Genomic DNA, 22,723 nt, shown 5'->3' with positions numbered 1-22,723 from the left:
TCTCTAGAGATAAATACTAAACTTTAAATATACTTTATAGTAATTAATAGATTCAATTGTTTTCAGCTAAATGAATACATTTTTTATTAAGACAAAAAGACTATGAATTAGTTGCAGCAAATGGTAAAGATGAGTGTTGAACTAATATTTTTATATTATTACCTACTTTCTTATAAACAAAAGTATATTCAACTTTAGTATCATTACCTTTATCATCAGTAAATACATAATGTCCCATAGCAATAGCTAGACTACCATATTTAAATATTTGATCATTTGTAAATGTAATTTTAGTCCATGGTTTAATAGCAAAGCCTTCATCTCCTGCTATTCCAACTCTTCCAGAATCTGCTTTAAAGTTATTTTTACCAATGAAATAAGATAATGCGCTATCAAAATTAGGCCTAAATCCTTCATTAGCTGCTAGTGTTGGTCTAAAGAAAATATATTCATTTTGGTTAAATGTATACATCGCTTTTAAAAAATTTTCAGCAACTTCCTTAACATTCCCACCATCACGATAAGTTTTACCTATATTAATAATTCCATTAGCCCATGCACTCTGAGCTGAATCAATCTCTGCTTTAGTAATCTCAGCTCTCTTTACATGACATCTAGTATAATTTTTATATACACATGTAGCTAACAAGCTTGATACTATAATTAATGCTACTAGCATTATCCAAAAAGCTTTCTTCATTAGAATTTCTCCTCAAATTATTTAATTATCAGAGCTATAATAATATTAATTACAAATAAAGAGAATTAATTTTTTTATTTATATATACCATTGGTCTAATTTTGATTTAAGCTCATCTAAGCCAAGCTTACTCATAGAAGAAAATAATTGGAAAGATATATTATCTGCTGATTTATAATTTTTTAGAAAGCTTTTAACCATAGTAATAGCCTCAGCTTTTTCTTTATTATTAAGTTTATCTGCTTTAGTCAAAAGAATATGTAGGTTCATATTACAAGATATTGCCATTTCCATCATTAGACAATCAAATTCTTTTAGTTCATGTCTAGAATCTACTAAAAGCACAAGCCCTTTTAAGCATTGTCTTTCCGTAACATAAAACTCCATTTCTTTTTGCCAAACTTTCTTTATGACCTCAGAAACTTTAGCATAACCATACCCAGGTAAGTCTACTAATCTTCTTTCATCATCAAGCCAAAACAAATTAATTAATTGAGTCCTTCCTGGTGTTTTACTAACTCTTGCTAAGCCTCTCTGTCCAGTAAGCGTATTTAATGCACTAGATTTACCTGCATTTGACCTTCCTGCAAAGGCTACTTCTATACCTACATCTGCAGGTAGCTGAGAAAATTTGGCTGCTCCCATTATATACTTTGCTTTTTGATAATTTATCATAACTTATGCTCTTTTTTTATTTGATCTAAAAGTCCATGGCAAGCTGTATCTATCATTAAAAAAACTTTCTCAAAATTATTCTCATAATAAGGATCTGGAACTTCCTCTAAAATAATAGTTGGCGCATATTTAAGTAATCTTGATACTTTAGAAAAATTGGCTTGGGGAAACATTAGTTTCATAGTATCAATATTTTCATAATCCATAACAACTAAGTAGTCATAAACATCAAAATGTTCTAACTCTAATTGTGCAGATATGAGGTCTGAAAGATCACAGTCATAAATTGATGCCATTTTTACAGCTCGTTTATCAGCTGGATTACCCTCATGATGCCACTCTCTAGAGCTTGTCCCAGCAGATGCAACTTCAATAACATTTTCTAATGATTCTTTTTTCACCAAATCTCTAAAAATACCATGAGCTGTTGGAGATCTACAAATATTTCCTTTACAAATAAATAATACTTTTATTTGTTTGCTCATAAAACCCCTCTTACTTTGCCTGTTGTATATCTTTTGCTAGCTTACTATCAAGCTTAAATCCTTCAAAGAATTTACCACTTGGTTTCAACATAAATACAACTTCATTCTCACTATTAAAGCTTTCTTTATAAGAGTTCATACTTTTCAAGAACTGATATAATGGTACAGATTTTGAATAAGAATCTGTAAATATCTTAGCGGCTTTAGCATCTGCCTCAGCTCTTATAGTTTTTGATTCTTTATCTGCTTCTGCCATTGTTACAGTTACCTTAGCATCTGCAGCTGCTTTAATTTTTTCAGCTTGTTGCAAACCTTCTGCTCTAATAGATGCTGCAACTTTATGACGAGAAGATTTCATTCTTTCATAAATAGAGTCAGTAACTGTATCCGGTAAATCAATTTGTTTAACTCTCACATCAATAATAGTTACGCCTATTTGCTTAGATTGCTCCTGAACATTTTTTGTTAAAGCAATCATTAATTTATCACGATTATTATTTATTAGGCTTTGAATATCATTATTACCCACTTCTGCTCTTAAAGATGATTCTAAAAACTGTTTTAATAAAGTTTCAGCTCTAAACACATCTCCGCTTGTACTTATAAAGAATTTAGAAATATTATCAATTTTCCAGACAACGTAAGCATTAATAAGAACATCTTTTTGCTCTTTTGTAACAACCCTTGCTGAGTCAGCTGTTAAAATTCTATTTCTCATATCATAGTTCTTAACAGTATCAACAAAAGGAATTTTCACATGGATACCTGGTTTATATTCAATTACATTACCATCTTTATCTGTTACTAACTCACCAAGTCTTAATAGAACTGATTCTGTTCCTTGCTTTACTATAAACTTTGTACTTAGCCCAACTACAATTCCTACAATAATTAAAACTAAGAATATTTTTGCAAATTTATTCATATCTTAGTTACTCCCATTTGAATTTGAATTTGGTAACAAAGCTTTCTCTTGAGCTTTATCTAAACCATAAAAGATGTTTTTAGCACCATCACCATCTATAAGGAATACTTTATTGTGCTGTAAAACTTCTGTGATCGTATCAAAGTACATTTGGTTAGTAACAATATCAGGATTACTCTTATAAATAGGAAGTAGATGTTCAAATTGTGCTATATCACCCTGCGCTTCTAACACAATTTTTTGTTTATATGCATTAGCTTGATCTAAAATCCTTTGAGCCTTACCTTCTGCTACTGGAATAATATTATTAGCATAAGCTTCAGCATCATTTTGTGCCCTTTCCCTATCTTCTCTAGCTTTTATTACATCATCAAATGCACTTTTAACTGCATCTGGAGCCTGAGCTGGTTGCATAATCACTTCACTTACATAAATTCCTGACTTATAAGTTTTAAGTAATGCTTCCATTTCCTCTCTAACTTGTTGTGTAATAACCGCTCTATTTGTAGTTAATATCTGCTCTAGTTTATTTTCACCAACAACCTGTCTAACAGCACTTTCTAAAGCTTGTTGTAATAAGTTAGTTGGATCATTATTAGCAAATAAATAATTTTCTAAGTTTGCGATGCGATATTGAACAGTAAACGAAATATGCACAATATTTTCTTCAGATGTAAGCATATCTCTTTTTAAAGATGTCGTTTTTAGCTCTTGTACATTCTCTTTATAAACTTTATCAATGCCTATAGGGTGCCAATGAAGACCCGGCCCTTCCATTTTAGAGAATTTTCCAAGCCTTAATACTGCTGCCTGTTCTGCCGGTTGAACAACATAAAAACCCAAAAGTCCCCATGCAATAATTAAAATAGCTATACCTATCCACACAATTTTTGCTATTGGTGGTTTTTCATATTTTTTAGCATTCTTTGAATAAATACTCTCTCCAGAATCTCCAGACTTTTTCTTTCTGGAAAAAAACTTCTTTATCATTTCTTCTAAATCTGGTGGACCACCTTGCTCAGAATTCTTACTCCAAAACCATTTTCTTTTGGTTATTTTTTCACTCATTACAACTTCCTAAGTATTTATTACTTTTAAAAATTTACTTAAATCTACTTCAAACTCTCTAATGAAGCTCTCAAAGTCACTTTCTGAAATATTAATATCTAATAAATAATTACCATTTTCAGAAAGATCTTCTTTTTCAACAACGCCTAAATCATATAATTCAGAGCGTATTTTTGAATATTTTGGTTCTAATTCTAATTGCCCTGTTATCCATGATTTATTAAAAAATCTAGCCAACGCATCAAAAAAATAATCTAGCCCTTCTCCTGTTTGTGCAGACAAATAGACTCTTGATACTATATTACTATCTGCATCATCTAAATCAACAAGACCTTTATCAACATGTTCTATTTTATCAATTTTATTATACACACAAATCATAGGTTTATCTGAAGCACCTATTTCATCAAGCACTTTATCTACTTGCTCAATATATCCTTTATAATCTTCATCAGAATAATCAATCACATGTATTAATAGATCTGACTCTATAGCCTCTTCCAATGTAGCATGAAAGGCCTCTACTAAATCATGAGGAAGATTTCTTATAAAACCCACCGTATCAGAAAAAATCACACTTCCTAGCTTAGGAACATTAACTTTTCTCAATGTCGGATCAAGAGTTGCAAAAAGCTGATCTTTCACAAAAACATCTGCATTTGTAATTTTATTAAATAATGTAGATTTACCAGCATTTGTATATCCAACAAAAGATATTGTTGGAATATTATGCTTTTTACGTGAAGATCTGCTCAAATCTCTATGGTGCTTTACCTTTTCTAACTTCTGGGTAATTTGCTTAATTCTTTGTCTAATTAAACGTCTATCAATCTCTAACTGAGTTTCACCAGGACCACCTCTTACACCAATACCACCTTTTTGCCTCTCTAAGTGACTCCAGCCTTTTACTAGCCTTGTAGATTGGTAGTTAAGTTGTGCTAATTCAACCTGCAATTGGCCTTCATGTGTTTTAGCTCTTAATGAAAAGATTTCAAGGATTAGCCTAGTTCTATCAATAACTTTACATTCAAGAAACTTTTCAATATTTCTTTCTTGTGATGGGCTAAGTGGGTGATTAAATACAACTAAATCAGCTTTTAACTCATCTAGCTTTTGTTTAATCATCTCCATTTTACCTAAGCCACAGAAATATTTAATATCTGGCTCCGGATGATTAAAACTAAGACTAGTTAGTGCAACTTTATCTGCTGCTATAACCAAACCTTCTAGTTCAGCCAAATCAGCATTTAAGCCTCTATGATATTTAAAAGTGATATTAACAAGTAGACATTTGCTACCTGATTCATAAGATTGGAAAAATTCCATTTACTAATATACCTCAACAATGGAATCACAAAAAAGATAAGGATAAAACAAGATTTTATTGATTAGCGTTATTATTCTCTTCTATCTCTAAATCTTCAGAGTAAACTTGTTCAACATCATCACCATTGTCATCTTCGTTAGAATTTTCTGCACCTTGGTGATACTGATTATAAGAACTATATACCAATCTAACGCTTTTAGCTGGAACAATAGTTGATATTGCATGCTTGTAAACCATTTGGTTTACTGTGTTTCTTAAAACGATACAAAATTGATCAAAAGCTTCTACTTGACCTTGTAGCTTAATACCGTTAACTAAATAAATAGATACACTTACTTTTTCTTTTCTTAAAGCATTCAAAAATGGGTCTTGTAAAGATGATATTCTAGACATTGTTTCACTTCCTTTTAGTTATTTTATAATAATTATTATTTTATCAAGTTTAACAGAGTTATTTACTCCGGCTTCATTTTAACAATATTTAGCCTTCTCAACAACTAGTTTTAATTTTTTATTGATTCTCTTTAGGCAACCATAGATCAGCTAATTCAGATGAACTTAGTTTAGTAGTAGTTTGAACTATTCCATCTACACTTCCTCCATCCATATCTATGTCATCTGCTCCAGAGGCTGCTAATAGCTCTGCTATCTTATTTGAGTTAGCTGATAAATCTAATGCAAATCCATCATTAGCATCTATCTCTAAACCTTGATTTGTATATTGACTAGTAAAATAATCATCTACTATTACTGAGCCTAATGGATCACTATCAAAACTAATTAGTAAATCTTCTCCATCTCTACTTAAATTAACAGAATCATGATCAATATCTGTTAACTCTAATGTATCCATAGTTCCATCATTAGATGATACATTTAAAGTATCGTTACCATCTCCTTGAGAATATCTATAAGTATCTGAGCCTTCGCCTCCAGAGATTGCATCATCTCCCTGACCTCCAGTTATGATGTCATTTCCTTCATTACCAGAAATCACATTGTCATTATTGTTACCTAATAATGTATCATCTGAAGCGGAACCTATTCTGATATCTGACTTATTTAATTTACTCCCATCAGCAAACTCAAAATACTCTAATGTATTATTGTTCATAAAGTCTTTTAGAACTAACTGATCAACTTCATTTCCTTCAAAGTTAACCAACAAATCTCTACCTGATATGGACAATCTAACATCTTCTTGATTTAAACCTTCTCCAAACTTAATCGTGTCTCTTGAGCCACCATCATAATACTTAGCTCCATAATCACTCATCAACATCTCTTGGATAGTATCTACCCCATCTCCCTTATTGAAAATGTATGTATCACTTCCATAACCTCCAGCTAAGAAATCATCCCCAGTACCTCCAGCTAATACATCATTACCCTTATTATAACGAGCATCCATTACATTATTGTTGTTATAGCCTGTACTTGAGTTGTATACATTGTCCCCTATCAATGTATCATTACCTTCACCACCAGTTAATACATCTGATTGACTTCCTCCATATAAATAATCATCTCCTAAGCCACCATCTAATGTGTCATTATGATTATCACCATATAGTTTATCTGATCCTTCTCCACCAACTAAACTATCATTCTGGTCACCACCTCTTAGAGTATCATCACCAATTCCACCATCTAATGTATCTACTCCTAATCCGCCAGATAAACTATCATTTCCAGCTTCACCATATAAAGTATCATCTCCACCATTGCCACTAATAGCGTCATTTCCATCACCAGCATAAAACTCATCTGATCCATCAAATAATGAATAGCTATCATTATTCTCCGTACCATATAAAGTATTATCTAAACTCATAAAGTTGGTTTTGTTTAACTTACTTCCATCAGCAAACTCAAAATACTCTAATGTATTATTGTTCATAAAGTCTTTTAGAACTAACTGATCAACTTCATTTCCTTCAAAGTTAACCAACAAATCTCTACCTGATATGGACAATCTAACATCTTCTTGATTTAAACCTTCTCCAAACTTAATAGTATCTCTTGATCCACCATCATAATACTTAGCTCCATAATCACTCTTCAACATCTCTTGGATAGTATCTACCCCATCTCCTTTATTGAAAATGTATGTATCACTTCCATAACCTCCAGCTAAGAAATCATCTCCCTTGCCTCCAGCTAATATATCATTACCTTTGTTATACTGAGCATCCATTGTATTATTACTGTTATAGCCTGTACTTGAGTTGTATACATTGTCCCCTATCAATGTATCATTACCTTCACCACCAGTTAATACATCTGATTGACTTCCTCCATATAAATAATCATCTCCTAAGCCACCATCTAATGTGTCATTATGATTATCACCATATAGTTTATCTGATCCTTCTCCACCAACTAAACTATCATTCTGGTCACCACCTCTTAGAGTATCATCACCAATTCCACCATCTAATGTATCTACTCCTAATCCGCCAGATAAACTATCATTTCCAGCTTCACCATATAAAGTATCATCTCCACCATTGCCACTAATAGCGTCATTTCCATCACCAGCATAAAACTCATCTGATCCATCAAATAATGAATAGCTATCATTATTCTCCGTACCATATAAAGTATTATCTAAACTCATAAAGTTGGTTTTGTTTAACTTACTTCCATCAGCAAACTCAAAATACTCTAATGTATTATTGTTCATAAAGTCTTTTAGAACTAACTGATCAACTTCATTTCCTTCAAAGTTAACCAACAAATCTCTACCTGATATGGACAATCTAACATCTTCTTGATTTAAACCTTCTCCAAACTTAATAGTATCTCTTGATCCACCATCATAATACTTAGCTCCATAATCACTCTTCAACATCTCTTGGATAGTATCTACCCCATCTCCTTTATTGAAAATGTATGTATCACTTCCATAACCTCCAGCTAAGAAATCATCTCCCTTGCCTCCAGCTAATATATCATTACCTTTGTTATACTGAGCATCCATTGTATTATTACTGTTATAGCCTGTACTTGAGTTGTATACATTGTCCCCTATCAATGTATCATTACCTTCACCACCAGTTAATACATCTGATTGACTTCCTCCATATAAATAATCATCTCCTAAGCCACCATCTAATGTGTCATTATGATTATCACCATATAGTTTATCTGATCCTTCTCCACCAACTAAACTATCATTCTGGTCACCACCTCTTAGAGTATCATCACCAATTCCACCATCTAATGTATCTACTCCTAATCCGCCAGATAAACTATCATTTCCAGCTTCACCATATAAAGTATCATCTCCACCATTGCCACTAATAGCGTCATTTCCATCACCAGCATAAAACTCATCTGATCCATCAAATAATGAATAGCTATCATTATTCTCCGTACCATATAAAGTATTATCTAAACTCATAAAGTTGGTTTTGTTTAACTTACTTCCATCAGCAAACTCAAAATACTCTAATGTATTATTGTTCATAAAGTCTTTTAGAACTAACTGATCAACTTCATTTCCTTCAAAGTTAACCAACAAATCTCTACCTGATATAGACAATCTAACATCTTCTTGATTTAAACCTTCTCCAAACTTAATAGTATCTCTTGATCCACCATCATAATACTTAGCTCCATAATCACTCTTCAACATCTCTTGGATAGTATCTACCCCATCTCCTTTATTGAAAATGTATGTATCACTTCCATAACCTCCAGCTAAGAAATCATCTCCCTTGCCTCCAGCTAATATATCATTACCTTTGTTATACTGAGCATCCATTGTATTATTACTGTTATAGCCTGTACTTGAGTTGTATACATTGTCCCCTATCAATGTATCATTACCTTCACCACCAGTTAATACATCTGATTGACTTCCTCCATATAAATAATCATCTCCTAAGCCACCATCTAATGTGTCATTATGATTATCACCATATAGTTTATCTGATCCTTCTCCACCAACTAAACTATCATTCTGGTCACCACCTCTTAGAGTATCATCACCAATTCCACCATCTAATGTATCTACTCCTAATCCGCCAGATAAACTATCATTTCCAGCTTCACCATATAAAGTATCATCTCCACCATTGCCACTAATAGCGTCATTTCCATCACCAGCATAAAACTCATCTGATCCATCAAATAATGAATAGCTATCATTATTCTCCGTACCATATAAAGTATTATCTAAACTCATAAAGTTGGTTTTGTTTAACTTACTTCCATCAGCAAACTCAAAATACTCTAATGTATTATTGTTCATAAAGTCTTTTAGAACTAACTGATCAACTTCATTTCCTTCAAAGTTAACCAACAAATCTCTACCTGATATGGACAATCTAACATCTTCTTGATTTAAACCTTCTCCAAACTTAATAGTATCTCTTGATCCACCATCATAATACTTAGCTCCATAATCACTCTTCAACATCTCTTGGATAGTATCTACCCCATCTCCTTTATTGAAAATGTATGTATCACTTCCATAACCTCCAGCTAAGAAATCATCTCCCTTGCCTCCAGCTAATATATCATTACCTTTGTTATACTGAGCATCCATTGTATTATTACTGTTATAGCCTGTACTTGAGTTGTATACATTGTCCCCTATCAATGTATCATTACCTTCACCACCAGTTAATACATCTGATTGACTTCCTCCATATAAATAATCATCTCCTAAGCCACCATCTAATGTGTCATTATGATTATCACCATATAGTTTATCTGATCCTTCTCCACCAACTAAACTATCATTCTGGTCACCACCTCTTAGAGTATCATCACCAATTCCACCATCTAATGTATCTACTCCTAATCCGCCAGATAAACTATCATTTCCAGCTTCACCATATAAAGTATCATCTCCACCATTGCCACTAATAGCGTCATTTCCATCACCAGCATAAAACTCATCTGATCCATCAAATAATGAATAGCTATCATTATTCTCCGTACCATATAAAGTATTATCTAAACTCATAAAGTTGGTTTTGTTTAACTTACTTCCATCAGCAAACTCAAAATACTCTAATGTATTATTGTTCATAAAGTCTTTTAGAACTAACTGATCAACTTCATTTCCTTCAAAGTTAACCAACAAATCTCTACCTGATATGGACAATCTAACATCTTCTTGATTTAAACCTTCTCCAAACTTAATAGTATCTCTTGATCCACCATCATAATACTTAGCTCCATAATCACTCTTCAACATCTCTTGGATAGTATCTACCCCATCTCCTTTATTGAAAATGTATGTATCACTTCCATAACCTCCAGCTAAGAAATCATCTCCCTTGCCTCCAGCTAATATATCATTACCTTTGTTATACTGAGCATCCATTGTATTATTACTGTTATAGCCTGTACTTGAGTTGTATACATTGTCCCCTATCAATGTATCATTACCTTCACCACCAGTTAATACATCTGATTGACTTCCTCCATATAAATAATCATCTCCTAAGCCACCATCTAATGTGTCATTATGATTATCACCATATAGTTTATCTGATCCTTCTCCACCAACTAAACTATCATTCTGGTCACCACCTCTTAGAGTATCATCACCAATTCCACCATCTAATGTATCTACTCCTAATCCGCCAGATAAACTATCATTTCCAGCTTCACCATATAAAGTATCATCTCCACCATTGCCACTAATAGCGTCATTTCCATCACCAGCATAAAACTCATCTGATCCATCAAATAATGAATAGCTATCATTATTCTCCGTACCATATAAAGTATTATCTAAACTCATAAAGTTGGTTTTGTTTAACTTACTTCCATCAGCAAACTCAAAATACTCTAATGTATTATTGTTCATAAAGTCTTTTAGAACTAACTGATCAACTTCATTTCCTTCAAAGTTAACCAACAAATCTCTACCTGATATGGACAATCTAACATCTTCTTGATTTAAACCTTCTCCAAACTTAATAGTATCTCTTGATCCACCATCATAATACTTAGCTCCATAATCACTCTTCAACATCTCTTGGATAGTATCTACCCCATCTCCTTTATTGAAAATGTATGTATCACTTCCATAACCTCCAGCTAAGAAATCATCTCCCTTGCCTCCAGCTAATATATCATTACCTTTGTTATACTGAGCATCCATTGTATTATTACTGTTATAGCCTGTACTTGAGTTGTATACATTGTCCCCTATCAATGTATCATTACCTTCTCCTCCTATTAAAGTGTCTGATTGATTACCTCCATGAATAGTATCATTAGCATCAGTACCTAATATAAAATCAGTTCCACCTGTACCAGCAAGAGAACCTAAAGAAAAGTTTTTACCATCAGCTGTAAACTTGTAAGATCCTGCATCTACAAGCTCAATATTTACACCTAAGGATTCAGCTAAAGCATCTGCTACTTCATTTTCAAGTAGACTATTTACATCCCAACCATTTTCAGAGAAGCTATTATCATTAAAATCTGAAAGTTTTTTAAGTAAAGCAACTCCATTAGCAGGCTCATCAATAACTTTATTTGTTAAATACTCATTCACCCCATCAAAATTAAGTCCAATCTCACCACTCTCAGCATTATAGTCAAAACCAATGTTCTCTAATATTTGTGGATATTCAGTTTGAGCAAAGATATTTTCTTTGACTGTGTTTAATATAGAGTTATAGCCATTAGCTACACTTGTTAAGTTCATATCTCTAAGGACTGTATTTCCTACTGTATACTCATTCCAACCAGCTGTGAAATAATTATCTCCTAATACATTCTCTTGTCCACGAACTATGTTATAGCTTCTGCTTTTATTACCATGAGTAATAGTTAATGTATCTCCGTCTATACTTGTTTGTATAAGCTTATTTGATGAAAATGTTTCTAATGTCTGAATCTTGTCTAATTGGCTTCTTGTAGAGTCGGATATATTAAATGTAAAGCTTGTACCATCTTCTAAGGTGATATTCTCAAGATTGTTTGTATCTGAGAAATTTGATGTCTTTGTCCACTCTGTTAATAAGTCATCTGCTAAACCTAATTTAGCTGTATAACCCTCTGTATTCATCTTACCTAATAAGTCAGCAAGATTTTGATTTTGGGTAGCAGCTTCTTGTAAGTCTCTAACCTCACCAATACCAGCCATTGCCATCATTCCATTAAAGGCTGATGTATCTAGATTATCTGTAAACTCTCTATAAATAGCATTTTGGTTAAAGTTTAAGTTACCTATAGCTGAAGTTGTACCATCTGTACGAGTAAATGTTCCAGTCTTTGAGATTATCCCACCATCTGTAGCTGTAGTAGTGGTTGTAGCATTTAAATTAATATCTGCAATTCCAGCTTCTGATAAACTCATTAGCTCATCTGCTTGAGAGATACCATCTTGGTTTTTATCTTGCCATACTTTTACTTCATCAAAGGCTGCATCATTAGCATCAAATACACCATCATTATTACTATCTAAATCTGATAATGCATCAAAGCCATCTGTAGCTACAGTACCATCACTTTTAACTGTAGCATCTCCAAATAACTCCTGACCATTATCTATAGTTCCACTTCCATCTATATCACGAACTAATAAGCCATCATCAGCTCCTACCCAGCCAGTACCACGCTTAACTCCATCAGCATTACTATCAAACAGCACAGAGCCATCAGCCAACACTGTCTCGATACCATCGCCATCTAAGTCAAGTGTCAGAGGATCGCGGCGGATTACTCGTAGGGTTTCTTGGGTGCCGGATTGGGATGAGTTTTGAGCTATGTTATTTATTAAACTATCTAAACTATTAGCTCCGTCTAAAACTGCTGTTGCTACAGATCCAAACACATTTTGTACTTGCTGATAAATATTATCAAAACTAACCATATTTGAATAATTATCAAAAACAGCTAGCATACTATCTACTTTTGCTTGAGAATTTAATATATCTTCATATGTGTAGTTTGTACCTTCAACTTTAGTATTATCCCAAGCTATAATTTCTAACTGCCTTTGCTGATATAAATATTCTGTAGCAGGTGTTAGGGCTATTTCTATAGGTCGTGGATTATCTTTTAACAAGTCTCCATACTTCACAGCTAGAGCTATATCTTCTTTTAGATACGATACCAAGCCTACAACATCAAACTTATCTACAAGCATTTTTCCATTCGCATCAAATGCTTGAAATACAAAGTTATCAGATGTGTGTGCAACACCAAGAGAACCACCTTCATAGCTTGGAAGATAAACAGTATTACCTAGTTGATTACTGAATGGGTTATTTGGAACCAAATCTCCAGGTCTAACAAAATTTGTAATTTTATCTTTAACTAAATCTTTATTTTCTAAATACTTATCAAAAAGTTGTATTTTTGTAGGATCTGTTACTTCTACAGCTACTGAAACACCTCCTGAAGTACGCTGATATTCATAATATTTACCATCAACCTTTTCTACTTGAAGTGTCTTATCTATACCAAATGCCTCAAAAGTTATACTCTCGCCAAGTTGATCTCCTATAACCACATTCTGTGCTTGAGAGATACTTCCTCCCTCTGAGTGACCAGTTGTTGATATTGTATTAATTGTTCCTTCATAATTTTTTCTAATTTTATTTACAAAATTAACCCCAGCCAGCATATTAGTTGAAACCTCGCCAGCTGCCATTTGTATATCAGAAACTTTATCTCCAATACCACTTGTACCTTTATTAACTATAGCTACACTACTAGGATCACCAACTGGACTTATAGCTATACCATAATAATCCCAGCCCCCTACTCCTACTTCGCCACCTTGCTCAATAGTTGTACTTGTTTCTCTTAATTCAAACTTATCTAAAACATTACCATATTTTTCAGTCAATTCTGATACTTTAACCTGAATATCTATTGGAATACCTTCTCTAAAAACCTGGTTACCATTAGGGTCTTTTTTATAAATATAATCATGTAGTGTTGGAGTTGCTTTTGATCCAACAGGCTTAACTTCATTATTATCAAAAATAAACTTATCTTTGTTCGTACCTTCTGTACTAACTGCATATACTAGGTTACTTAAAAGTGCTGCTTGCTCTTGTGTTAATACTTTAGCCATTGTTAATCTCCTTTTGTTTAGTATATAAATCTTTTACTTGTTGATATATTGGTGTGTCTACTAGCCATTTTGATTCTGGTGAATTTGATCTTGGTATCAAACTCCAGTTTTCTTCAACTTTTCCTCCACTCCAGGCTTTCCATGGAATACTATGCCTTGGAATAAACTTAAAATATTTAGCCACATCCAATGGGCTTTTGATATTTTTACCTATATAAGCATATTTAGGAATATTTGGATCATATCCACATGTTTTCTTAACGCCATTTATAGTACAGTATCCTATATCTATAGTTGCCCAAGTATATTTATCTGCTTCCCAACCTTGCTGACTAGCATATATTTCTGTTGTTAAAGGGAATTTTACAAATTTAGGTTTCTCAGGCAAATCCATAAGTTGCACCACTATCTCATACACAAAAAAGTCTTTCGATTTCAAAAACTCATTAAGTTTATATGTAGCCTCTAAAATTTTAAGAATATTTTCAGGTGTCTCTTTTATATTAATCTTTATACTTGTCCCATATCTAATAGCTTGGTGACTGGTTCTTATCCATTCATCTAAATGCATCGCCTTACTATGTAAATTATCCAATGCCAGATCTGATAAATACTTTTGATCCTCCGGCAATTCAACTGGAGATATTGAAGCCCCACTAGCAACAGCTTTATACTGATCTTTGGGAACTATACCCTTAAAATAACTCTCTACTAGCTTAGCAGACTCTATCGCTTGCCTAGTTTGTAAAAAGTTACTTACAAATGAGCCCTTACCTGTCAAATCAGTAATCACAGTAAACTGCCTACCAGGCATTGAATCAGTTTCAACTATAAAAGTATATGTCTTACTTTGGTTATCAAACTTACCTCTAACTACTTTAAACTTCTCATGATACTTACTATCTAGTTCTTGGGCTATCTTCGGCTTAAGTGCTTCTACTTTTGGATCAATAGTCTCTTGTGTTGCTACACTATATATTGAAAATCCTAATATACATATTAGTAATATAACTAATGACCAACGTCCCAAGATTTTTTTATTTGATGATTTCATTTCTTACCACCTTTATGTTTATATTCATTTTATCTCCATATTGTTAACAAAATTCCCCTTCAAGTGTTGAAGGGGTGGCAGTCGCTAGACTGACGGGGTAGTCCTTTTAACTTCTCTAACTTATCCTTTAAATAAAATAGTGCTCCAGCAATATTAAATTTTACATCTTCATCTAATACCCTCAAAACATATAACCCTAAACCTTCCAAATATGCTTGTCTTTGCTCATCATATTCAAATTTATCATTATGGCTAGAGCCATCAATTTCTATTACTACATTCAAACTAGGACAATAAAAATCTACTATATAATTACCTATAATTTTTTGCCTATCAAAATCTAAGTCTAATAGCTGCTTATTTTTAAGTTTATTCCATAGTAATACTTCTGATAAATTACCCGCTTGGCGCAATTCTTTTGCCCTTTTTTTTAACCTTGGATTATATGGCAACTTCTTTTTCATCTTTTTAAAGTACTACCCCGTCTTGCTTCGCAATCCACCCCTTCAACACTTGAAGGGGAATAACTGAAGCTATTTTTAAACATCACCTCTCCCTCAAACTATTATCAATACCTCTTGTAAGAGGCTCTGTGAAGAAATCTATCACTCTTCTGGTTCCTGTCTTAACCTCTGCTACTACTGCCATTCCAGGTACTATCTTATAGCTCTCACCATCTTTGTGTAAGGTATTATCATTTAAGGAAACTATTAGCTTATACACTAAGCCCAATCTCTCATCTTCTATAGCATCTCCAGAGATCTTCTCCACTGTCCCATGTAGTACTCCATACTCAGCAAATGGGAATGTATTGACCTTAACCTCAGCCTCTTGACCACTCTTTAGATATCCAATATCTTCATTCTTAACATACACCTCAGCTTGTAGCTTCTGATCTAATGGTACTATCTGCATTAATACCTCTGCCGGACTAACTACTGCCCCTATAGTATGTATCTTTAATTCATGCACTATGCCATCTATCGGTGACTTAATTTGATTCTTACCATTTAATGTAGTGGCTTTATGTAATTCTTGTTCTGATGTATATAGATCTTTTGTATCTTGTCTGATTGATTTTAATGTCTCTAGATATGTTTCTGATTTGAATGACTCTAGATTACTTCTAGCTTCAGCTATCTCTGCTTCTAATTGTTTATCTCTCTTTCTCTCTGTCTCAAGTTCATAATAAGTATTTAGATACTTCTCTCTAGTCTCTAAATAATCCATCCTTGATACAGCTTTCTTCTTTAGCAGGTTTGCATAGGCATCTGTCTTCTCTTTGATAATCTTCACAGTCTGCTCTAGTTGAGCAGTCCTATTCATACTTATCTCTTGTTCTGTCTTCTTTGAATCAAGGGTTGCTTCTAATGTCATAAGCTTAGCAATACCAGATTGCCATTGTTGCCATAACAATCTCTTTGATTGTTCAATATCTAATTGATCTGTAACACCCTCTGGTACATCAAACTTAATCTTATCGTATGGAATTTGTTCTCTAAGATTACTCTTTATCATTTCATAAAAAGTCTGTTCTCTGGCTATTCTTAGTTTATAAAACTCAACATCTTCTTGTAGTTTATTAATATCAGCTTCTGTATAGTCAGATTCCAATGTCATTAAGATATCACCCTTCTTAACTAACTGACCATTCTCAACATTCACTCCTATAACAGTTCCTTTCTCTGATGATTGGATTGTCTTAACATCTCCACTTGGAATAATCTTACCCTGACCTGAGGTGATAATATCTATATTAGAAACAGCTGCCCATAGTATTACAAATACTATTAAGAATATTAGACAATATAGAACTTTCCTCATCAAAGGATGTGGTGGCTTATCTGTAACTTCTAATACTCCAGGTAAAAAGCTATATGCATCTTTCTTAGCATTATCTTCTTCTGCTAAGGTCTTACGATTCTTCCAAAAATCCAATAGCTTAGACATTACACCTCTCCTCTATGTTGAGCATTATAAAGTTCAGCATAATGTCCACCTCTAGCTAATAGCTCACTATGAGATCCATCTTCTACAACTGTACCCTTATCCATATAGATAATACGATCACAGTCTTGTACTGTTGTAAGTCTATGAGCAATGATAAACACTGTTCTATCTTTAGCTATCTTAGCCATATTCTTTTGAATGATTTTCTCTGATTCATAATCAAGTGCTGATGTTGCTTCATCTAATATTAGAATCTTAGGATTATTGATTAATGCTCTAGCTATAGATAATCTTTGTTTCTGTCCACCTGAGAAGTTTGCTCCACCTTCTTCGATAACTGTGTCATAACCATCCTTTAACTCTAAGATAAAGTCATGTGCCCCTGCATACTTAGCAGCAGCTACTACACTCTCCATACTCGCACTTGGATTAGTTAAGGCAATATTCTCTCGAATACTACGGTTAAACATAAAGCTCTCTTGTAGAACAACCCCTATGTTTTGTCTTAACCATACTGTATCTATAGTAGATAAATCTGCTCCATCTACTAACACTTTACCAGCTTCTGGTTGATACAATCTTTGAATAAGTTTTGTCAAAGTACTCTTACCACTACCAGAGCGTCCTACTATACCTATAGACTCTCCAGCTTTTACATTAAGATTAACTCCATCTAATATAAGTCTAGTATCAGCAGAGTATCTAAACTTAACATCTACAAAACTAACCTGACCCTTAAATGTAGGTAATGCACTCTTACTTGATTTGTTACTAGTCTCTGTAGGAGTGTTTAATATATCTCCTAGTCTCTTTAATGAAACTCCAGCCTGTTGGAATTCTTGCCAGATGTTTACAAGCTTAAGGATTGGTTGAGTTACTCTTCCTGCTAACATATTAAATGCTATTAGCTGACCAACTGTAAGGTGACCAGCTATAACCATATGTGCCCCAACAAAGATGATTGCTATAGTTGTTAACTTATTAACTAACTCTGCTATCTGTCCTGCTACATTACCTAAGTTCTGAGATCTGAAAGATGCCTTAACATACTCTGTTAGGTTATCTTCCCACTTTCTTTGCATCTGTGGTTCAATAGCACTAGATTTTACTGTTTGAATACCTGTTATAGATTCTGTTAAGAAAGATTGGTTCTTTGCTCCAGTATAGAAAACCTTATCTAAGCGATGTTTTAATATAGGTGTTATAAATACTGATAATATAAAGTAGATTGGGATAGTTGCTAATACTATTAATGTTAGTTGCCAGCTATACATAAATAACACTGCTATGAATATAAATGTAAATGATAGATCTATTATTAAAGTAAGTGCTGTACTTGTAATAAAGCTTCTTATCTTATCTAGTTCTTTTACTCTTGCTACATTCTGTCCTACTTGACGTGTTTCAAAGTAAGATAATGGTAACTTAAGTAAATGGCTAAATAGCTTAGAACCTAAGACCACATCAACTCTTGATGTAGTATGACTAAATAGATATGTTCTAATACCACCAAATATAACTTCAAATATTGCCACAACAAAAAATACTATTGCTAATGTATTAAGTGTTGTCAGACCATTATGCATAATTACTTTATCCATAACTACCTGAAAGAAGAATGGGGTTACTAGTCCAAATAACTGTAAAAACAAAGATGCTATTAATACATCTCTGAATATATGTTTATATTTCCATAATGCTGGAATAAACCACTTAATATTAAATGAATCTTCCTGAGATGTTTCATTACCTTTATGGGTAACTAAAATTGCTTTACCTGCATAAACTTCATTGAACTCTTCTTGTGTCAAAGGTTTGACATTTTGTTGACCTTGCACTAACACAAGATATTGACCTTTATTAATAGCTGCTAAGATAAAATACTCACCTTGTTTATCTTGCAAAATCACAGGGAAAGTTCTTGGATTAAAATACTCAGTCTTTAAGTCAACCGCCTTTGCTCTAAAGCCTTGAGCCTTGATTGCCCTTAAGAGATTTACTTGTGAAATATTGCCATCTGGCTCTGCATATTCGTGGATTATTTGCTTGGGGTCTACTGCTATTTTATTGAAGTTAGCAATCTGGCAAAATGAATATATTCCACTATGCATAATTTTAATTTTCTTAAAACAAAATTAAACTAAATGGTATATAATTTTTATTCAAATTTAAACAATAATTTTATACATAGTGTCAAGACTTTTTACAGCAATTATTTTATTATTTACAATTTCACAAGCTAGTGCTTTTCCTAGTAGATATTTCTGTCCTGCATCAGAAGATTTCAAACAAGAAAATAATCAGCTTGTAGCAACTACTAATTATTATGATATTAAACATACTTGGGTAGGCTTTGATAAAAATCCATCTGGATTTCCAGAGTCTCCACAACTATTCAAAGGAGCAACATTAGCAAATTGTAAAGATGGTACTTGTGATCTAGTTTGTGTTTATTACTCAAATGTAGAAGATCATACTATTGAAGCTAGCTCAAATCATAAACCTAATCAAACTAACTTTATAATCAATGAAAATATAAATGCTTATTTAAAGAACTTCCAATGCCAATTCACTGAGCATGTGGATTGTCCGTTTATTGTTGAAACTGTATAGATTATTTCTACTGCCAGCTACCATAAGTGGGATTTGGGACTATAAAATATTTTTTACCAAACATTGAATAACCATCGTCATCGACTTTACGCATATTATCTTGAGTCATATTTGGAAAGTCTTGAATATTATCACCAAAATAGGCTATTACTTCATGAGCAGGTAATTTATTAGTTACTATAATATCGTCAGAATATTCACCACTTATAACCGCTTCAAATCGTGGATTTTTATTCTGTGCTTCTTTACTGACTCCAGCTGCAAATAAAATCTGGTCAAAATAAATACCTTCTTGCTTTAGATTTTCTACAGTAGCTTCAACCATTCCCGTATTTTTAGCATTACGATTAGTAACAAAACTAACATACCCTCCCAAATTATGAACCAAGTCAGTTAGCATCTTTACACCTGGAAGAGCTTTAGCTTTACCTTTTTTAAACTCATCTTCGTTAAATTTATAAGTCTTATAATTTTCGTATTCATCCCAAGAATTATCTAAAGTTGTTTCATCTATATCTAAAATAATACCCCATTGACCTTTTTGTAGTTTTTGAGACTCTAATTCTGCTTTAATTTTTTCTGCGGCTATATTATAAACTTCTAAATAAATTGCTCTTTTTTCATCAGATATATGGTACCACTTAACCCCATCAACATTTGGATAGTCACACCCTGTAGCATAACTTATTCCGATACTACCTTGTAATGTCAAAAGCATTCCTATTATTATCTTTTTCATTTTTTCTCCTTATCTCTTTCTTATTATGTTTATTCCATGCCTGATAGGCAAAACCACATTATCAAGATCTCCTCTAGATATAATGTATTTATTAAACTCATCTAATGCTTTTGCTCTTTTTTCATTAGGGCTTAATACTTCTCCTCTCCATAAAATATCATCAACTATTATTATTCCACGATCTGATAGCTTATTTATCAAAATATCAAAGTAGCTTTTAGTTTGTACTTTATCTGCATCTATGAATGCTATATCAATGTTATTTGGCAAAGTTGGAATCACATCCAAAGCATCACCGATTATATATTTTATTTTAGGCTCATCTTGGAAATAGCTTTGTGCCAACTCATTGCCTGCTTGATTCTTTTTATCTATGGTATATATAACTGCATCATCACCAGTTACTTCAGCCATTGCTAAGGCTGATAATCCCGTATAAGTCCCAACATCTACACATAATTTTGCATTTGTAGTGAAAACTAAAAGTTGCAGTATCTTTGTTACAATTTTTTCAGATAGCATTTGTGAACCATGCACATTAGCTTGAGTTTCTTTAATTAAGCTTTGTAATTTTGGAGATAATATCTGAGTATGCTCTACGCAATATTGCCAAATATCTGAATCTGTAAACTGATTTTGTTGCATCTATAAACAATAAGTAAAGTTAAGCAAAATATCTGAGTATTCTGCATTAGCCAGTTCCATATTGAAAGTGCTTTTATATATTTTTTATGTTAGAATTTTGCCGATTATTATATATGTTACTTTTTAATTTAAATTCTTCTAAAGGTTAATAATGAAAGATACTAAAAAAGTTTTTATAAAAACTCTAGGCTGTCAAATGAATGAGTATGACTCATCTAGAATGCATGAAGTCCTAGACCAACATTTTAATACAGTAAAAACTGATGACTATAAAGAAGCTGATATTATACTAATAAACACTTGTTCCATTAGAGAAAAAGCTCAAGAGAAAGTTTTCCATGAATTAGGTAGATGGAAAAATCTTAAAAAGAAAAATGAAGACCTAGTAATAGGTGTTGGCGGATGTGTTGCATCTCAAGAAGGTGAAAATATCATTAAAAGAGCCCCGTTTGTTGATCTAGTTTTTGGACCTCAAACTATTCATAGATTGCCAGAAATGATTAAGCAAAAAAGACAAACAAATGAATCTCAAGTAGATATTTCTTTCCCAGAAATTGAGAAGTTTGACTACTTACCAGAACCTAAAGCTGAAGGTTCTAAAGCTTTTGTGTCAATTATGGAAGGATGTGATAAATATTGTTCATACTGCGTGGTCCCATATACCCGTGGACCTGAAGTTAATAGACCATTTGAAGATGTATTAGCAGAATGTGCTTCGTTTGCTGAGCAAGGTGTGAAAGAAATCACTCTACTTGGACAAAATGTAAACCACTACTTAGGCCCTATGGAAAATGGTGAAGTTGCTGATTTAGCTTTGTTAATTCATTTCATAGCAGAAATTGATGGTATTGAAAGGATTAGATTTACAACTTCTCATCCCGTTGAGTTTTCTCAAAACCTTATTGATGCTTATGCAACAGTTCCAGAACTAGCTAATCATTTACACTTACCTGTGCAGCATGGTTCAGATAGAATTCTGATAAATATGAAAAGAAATCATACTATTTTAGAATTTAAACAAAAAATTAGAAAACTAAGAGCTATCAGACCAGATATAACTATCTCATCTGACTTTATAGTTGGCTTCCCTGGTGAAACAGAAGAAGATTTCCAAAAGCTATTAGATTTAGTAAAAGATGTTCATTTTGATCAATCATTTAGCTTTATTTATAGTAAGCGTCCAGGAACTCCTGCTGCTGATCTACCAGATGACACTCCTATGGAAGTTAAAAAAGAGCGTTTAAAAAGACTTCAGACTTTGTTAGATAATAATGCTCAAATAATCTCAAGACAAATGGTCGGCACAGAACAAAGAATCCTTGTTGAAGGAACATCTAAAAAAGATGATAATATACTTGCTGGTAGAACAGAAAATAATAGAATCGTTAATTTTATAGGTGATAAATCTTTGATTGGACAATTTACTAAGGTTAAAATTACAGAAGCATTACCTCATTCATTAAGAGGAGAACTTGTCTAAT

The 22,723-nt window shown here is 32.9% G+C and carries 16 protein-coding genes and 1 pseudogene; 2 read left to right on the top strand and 15 right to left on the bottom strand.

Annotated elements, in window-relative coordinates; genetic code table 11:
- Positions 1–100: 100 nt before the first annotated feature.
- The 13 genes and pseudogenes from KX01_RS05315 to KX01_RS05260 all read right to left on the bottom strand — a co-directional run bounded on the left by KX01_RS05315 (position 101) and on the right by KX01_RS05260 (position 19,356).
- On the bottom strand, positions 101–700 hold the full coding sequence (locus tag KX01_RS05315; RefSeq protein WP_071664001.1) for a hypothetical protein: 600 nt from the start codon (positions 698–700) through the stop codon (positions 101–103).
- A gap of 78 nt (positions 701–778) precedes the next feature.
- On the bottom strand, positions 779–1,372 hold the full coding sequence (gene yihA, locus KX01_RS05310; protein WP_071664756.1) for a ribosome biogenesis GTP-binding protein YihA/YsxC: 594 nt from the start codon (positions 1,370–1,372) through the stop codon (positions 779–781).
- On the bottom strand, positions 1,372–1,860 hold the full coding sequence (locus KX01_RS05305; protein WP_071664000.1) for a low molecular weight protein-tyrosine-phosphatase: 489 nt from the start codon (positions 1,858–1,860) through the stop codon (positions 1,372–1,374). The genes yihA and KX01_RS05305 overlap by 1 nt, the downstream gene beginning before the upstream one ends.
- Before the next feature lie 10 nt (positions 1,861–1,870).
- Positions 1,871–2,785, bottom strand: coding sequence for a protease modulator HflC (hflC, locus tag KX01_RS05300; RefSeq protein WP_071663999.1), 915 nt, complete (start codon positions 2,783–2,785; stop codon positions 1,871–1,873).
- A gap of 3 nt (positions 2,786–2,788) precedes the next feature.
- Positions 2,789–3,853, bottom strand: a complete 1,065-nt coding sequence (gene hflK, locus KX01_RS05295; RefSeq protein ID WP_071663998.1) for an FtsH protease activity modulator HflK — start codon at positions 3,851–3,853, stop codon at positions 2,789–2,791.
- Between the two features lie 9 nt (positions 3,854–3,862).
- Positions 3,863–5,179, bottom strand: a complete 1,317-nt coding sequence (hflX, locus tag KX01_RS05290) for a ribosome rescue GTPase HflX (RefSeq protein ID WP_071663997.1) — start codon at positions 5,177–5,179, stop codon at positions 3,863–3,865.
- Positions 5,180–5,234: 55 nt separating this feature from the next.
- A complete protein-coding gene (gene hfq, locus KX01_RS05285; RefSeq protein WP_071663996.1) occupies positions 5,235–5,573 on the bottom strand; it encodes an RNA chaperone Hfq in 339 nt (112 codons plus the stop codon).
- Positions 5,574–5,691: 118 nt separating this feature from the next.
- Positions 5,692–11,706, bottom strand: coding sequence for a calcium-binding protein (locus KX01_RS09545; protein WP_232223363.1), 6,015 nt, complete (start codon positions 11,704–11,706; stop codon positions 5,692–5,694).
- Positions 11,695–12,405, bottom strand: a pseudogene (locus tag KX01_RS09455) (hypothetical protein); the annotation flags it as partial. The gene KX01_RS09545 and the pseudogene KX01_RS09455, both read right to left, overlap by 12 nt.
- A 1,828-nt stretch (positions 12,406–14,233) precedes the next feature.
- Positions 14,234–15,295: a hypothetical protein gene (locus KX01_RS05275; RefSeq protein ID WP_071663994.1), complete on the bottom strand. Its 1,062-nt coding sequence runs from the start codon at positions 15,293–15,295 to the stop codon at positions 14,234–14,236.
- Between the two features lie 59 nt (positions 15,296–15,354).
- Complete coding sequence (locus KX01_RS05270) at positions 15,355–15,759, bottom strand: endonuclease domain-containing protein (RefSeq protein ID WP_071663993.1); 405 nt, start codon at positions 15,757–15,759, stop codon at positions 15,355–15,357.
- 82 nt (positions 15,760–15,841) lie between these two features.
- A complete protein-coding gene (locus tag KX01_RS05265) occupies positions 15,842–17,245 on the bottom strand; it encodes an HlyD family type I secretion periplasmic adaptor subunit (RefSeq protein WP_071663346.1) in 1,404 nt (467 codons plus the stop codon).
- Positions 17,245–19,356 (bottom strand): type I secretion system permease/ATPase, encoded by a 2,112-nt coding sequence (locus KX01_RS05260; protein ID WP_071663347.1) that lies wholly within the window; start codon positions 19,354–19,356, stop codon positions 17,245–17,247. Before KX01_RS05260 ends, KX01_RS05265 begins: the two co-directional genes overlap by 1 nt.
- Before the next feature lie 79 nt (positions 19,357–19,435).
- Here KX01_RS05260 and KX01_RS05255 point away from each other — a divergent pair, with 79 nt between their 5' ends.
- Complete coding sequence (locus KX01_RS05255; RefSeq protein ID WP_156860377.1) at positions 19,436–19,858, top strand: hypothetical protein; 423 nt, start codon at positions 19,436–19,438, stop codon at positions 19,856–19,858.
- A 7-nt stretch (positions 19,859–19,865) separates the two neighbouring features.
- On the opposite strand, the gene KX01_RS05250 is transcribed toward KX01_RS05255, so the two are convergent.
- Both KX01_RS05250 and KX01_RS05245 read right to left on the bottom strand, forming a co-directional pair.
- Complete coding sequence (locus KX01_RS05250) at positions 19,866–20,597, bottom strand: HAD family acid phosphatase (RefSeq protein WP_071663991.1); 732 nt, start codon at positions 20,595–20,597, stop codon at positions 19,866–19,868.
- A 9-nt stretch (positions 20,598–20,606) separates the two neighbouring features.
- Positions 20,607–21,242, bottom strand: a complete 636-nt coding sequence (locus tag KX01_RS05245) for an O-methyltransferase (RefSeq protein WP_071663990.1) — start codon at positions 21,240–21,242, stop codon at positions 20,607–20,609.
- Positions 21,243–21,393: 151 nt separating this feature from the next.
- On the opposite strand from KX01_RS05245, the gene miaB reads away from it, so the two are divergent.
- Positions 21,394–22,722: a tRNA (N6-isopentenyl adenosine(37)-C2)-methylthiotransferase MiaB gene (gene miaB, locus KX01_RS05240; RefSeq protein WP_071663989.1), complete on the top strand. Its 1,329-nt coding sequence runs from the start codon at positions 21,394–21,396 to the stop codon at positions 22,720–22,722.
- Position 22,723: the final 1 nt, after the last annotated feature.

The organism is Francisella frigiditurris, assembly GCF_001880225.1.
In the GTDB taxonomy this organism is placed as follows: Bacteria; Pseudomonadota; Gammaproteobacteria; order Francisellales; family Francisellaceae; genus Francisella; species Francisella frigiditurris.
This window is presented reverse-complemented; position numbering and strand designations above follow the sequence as displayed.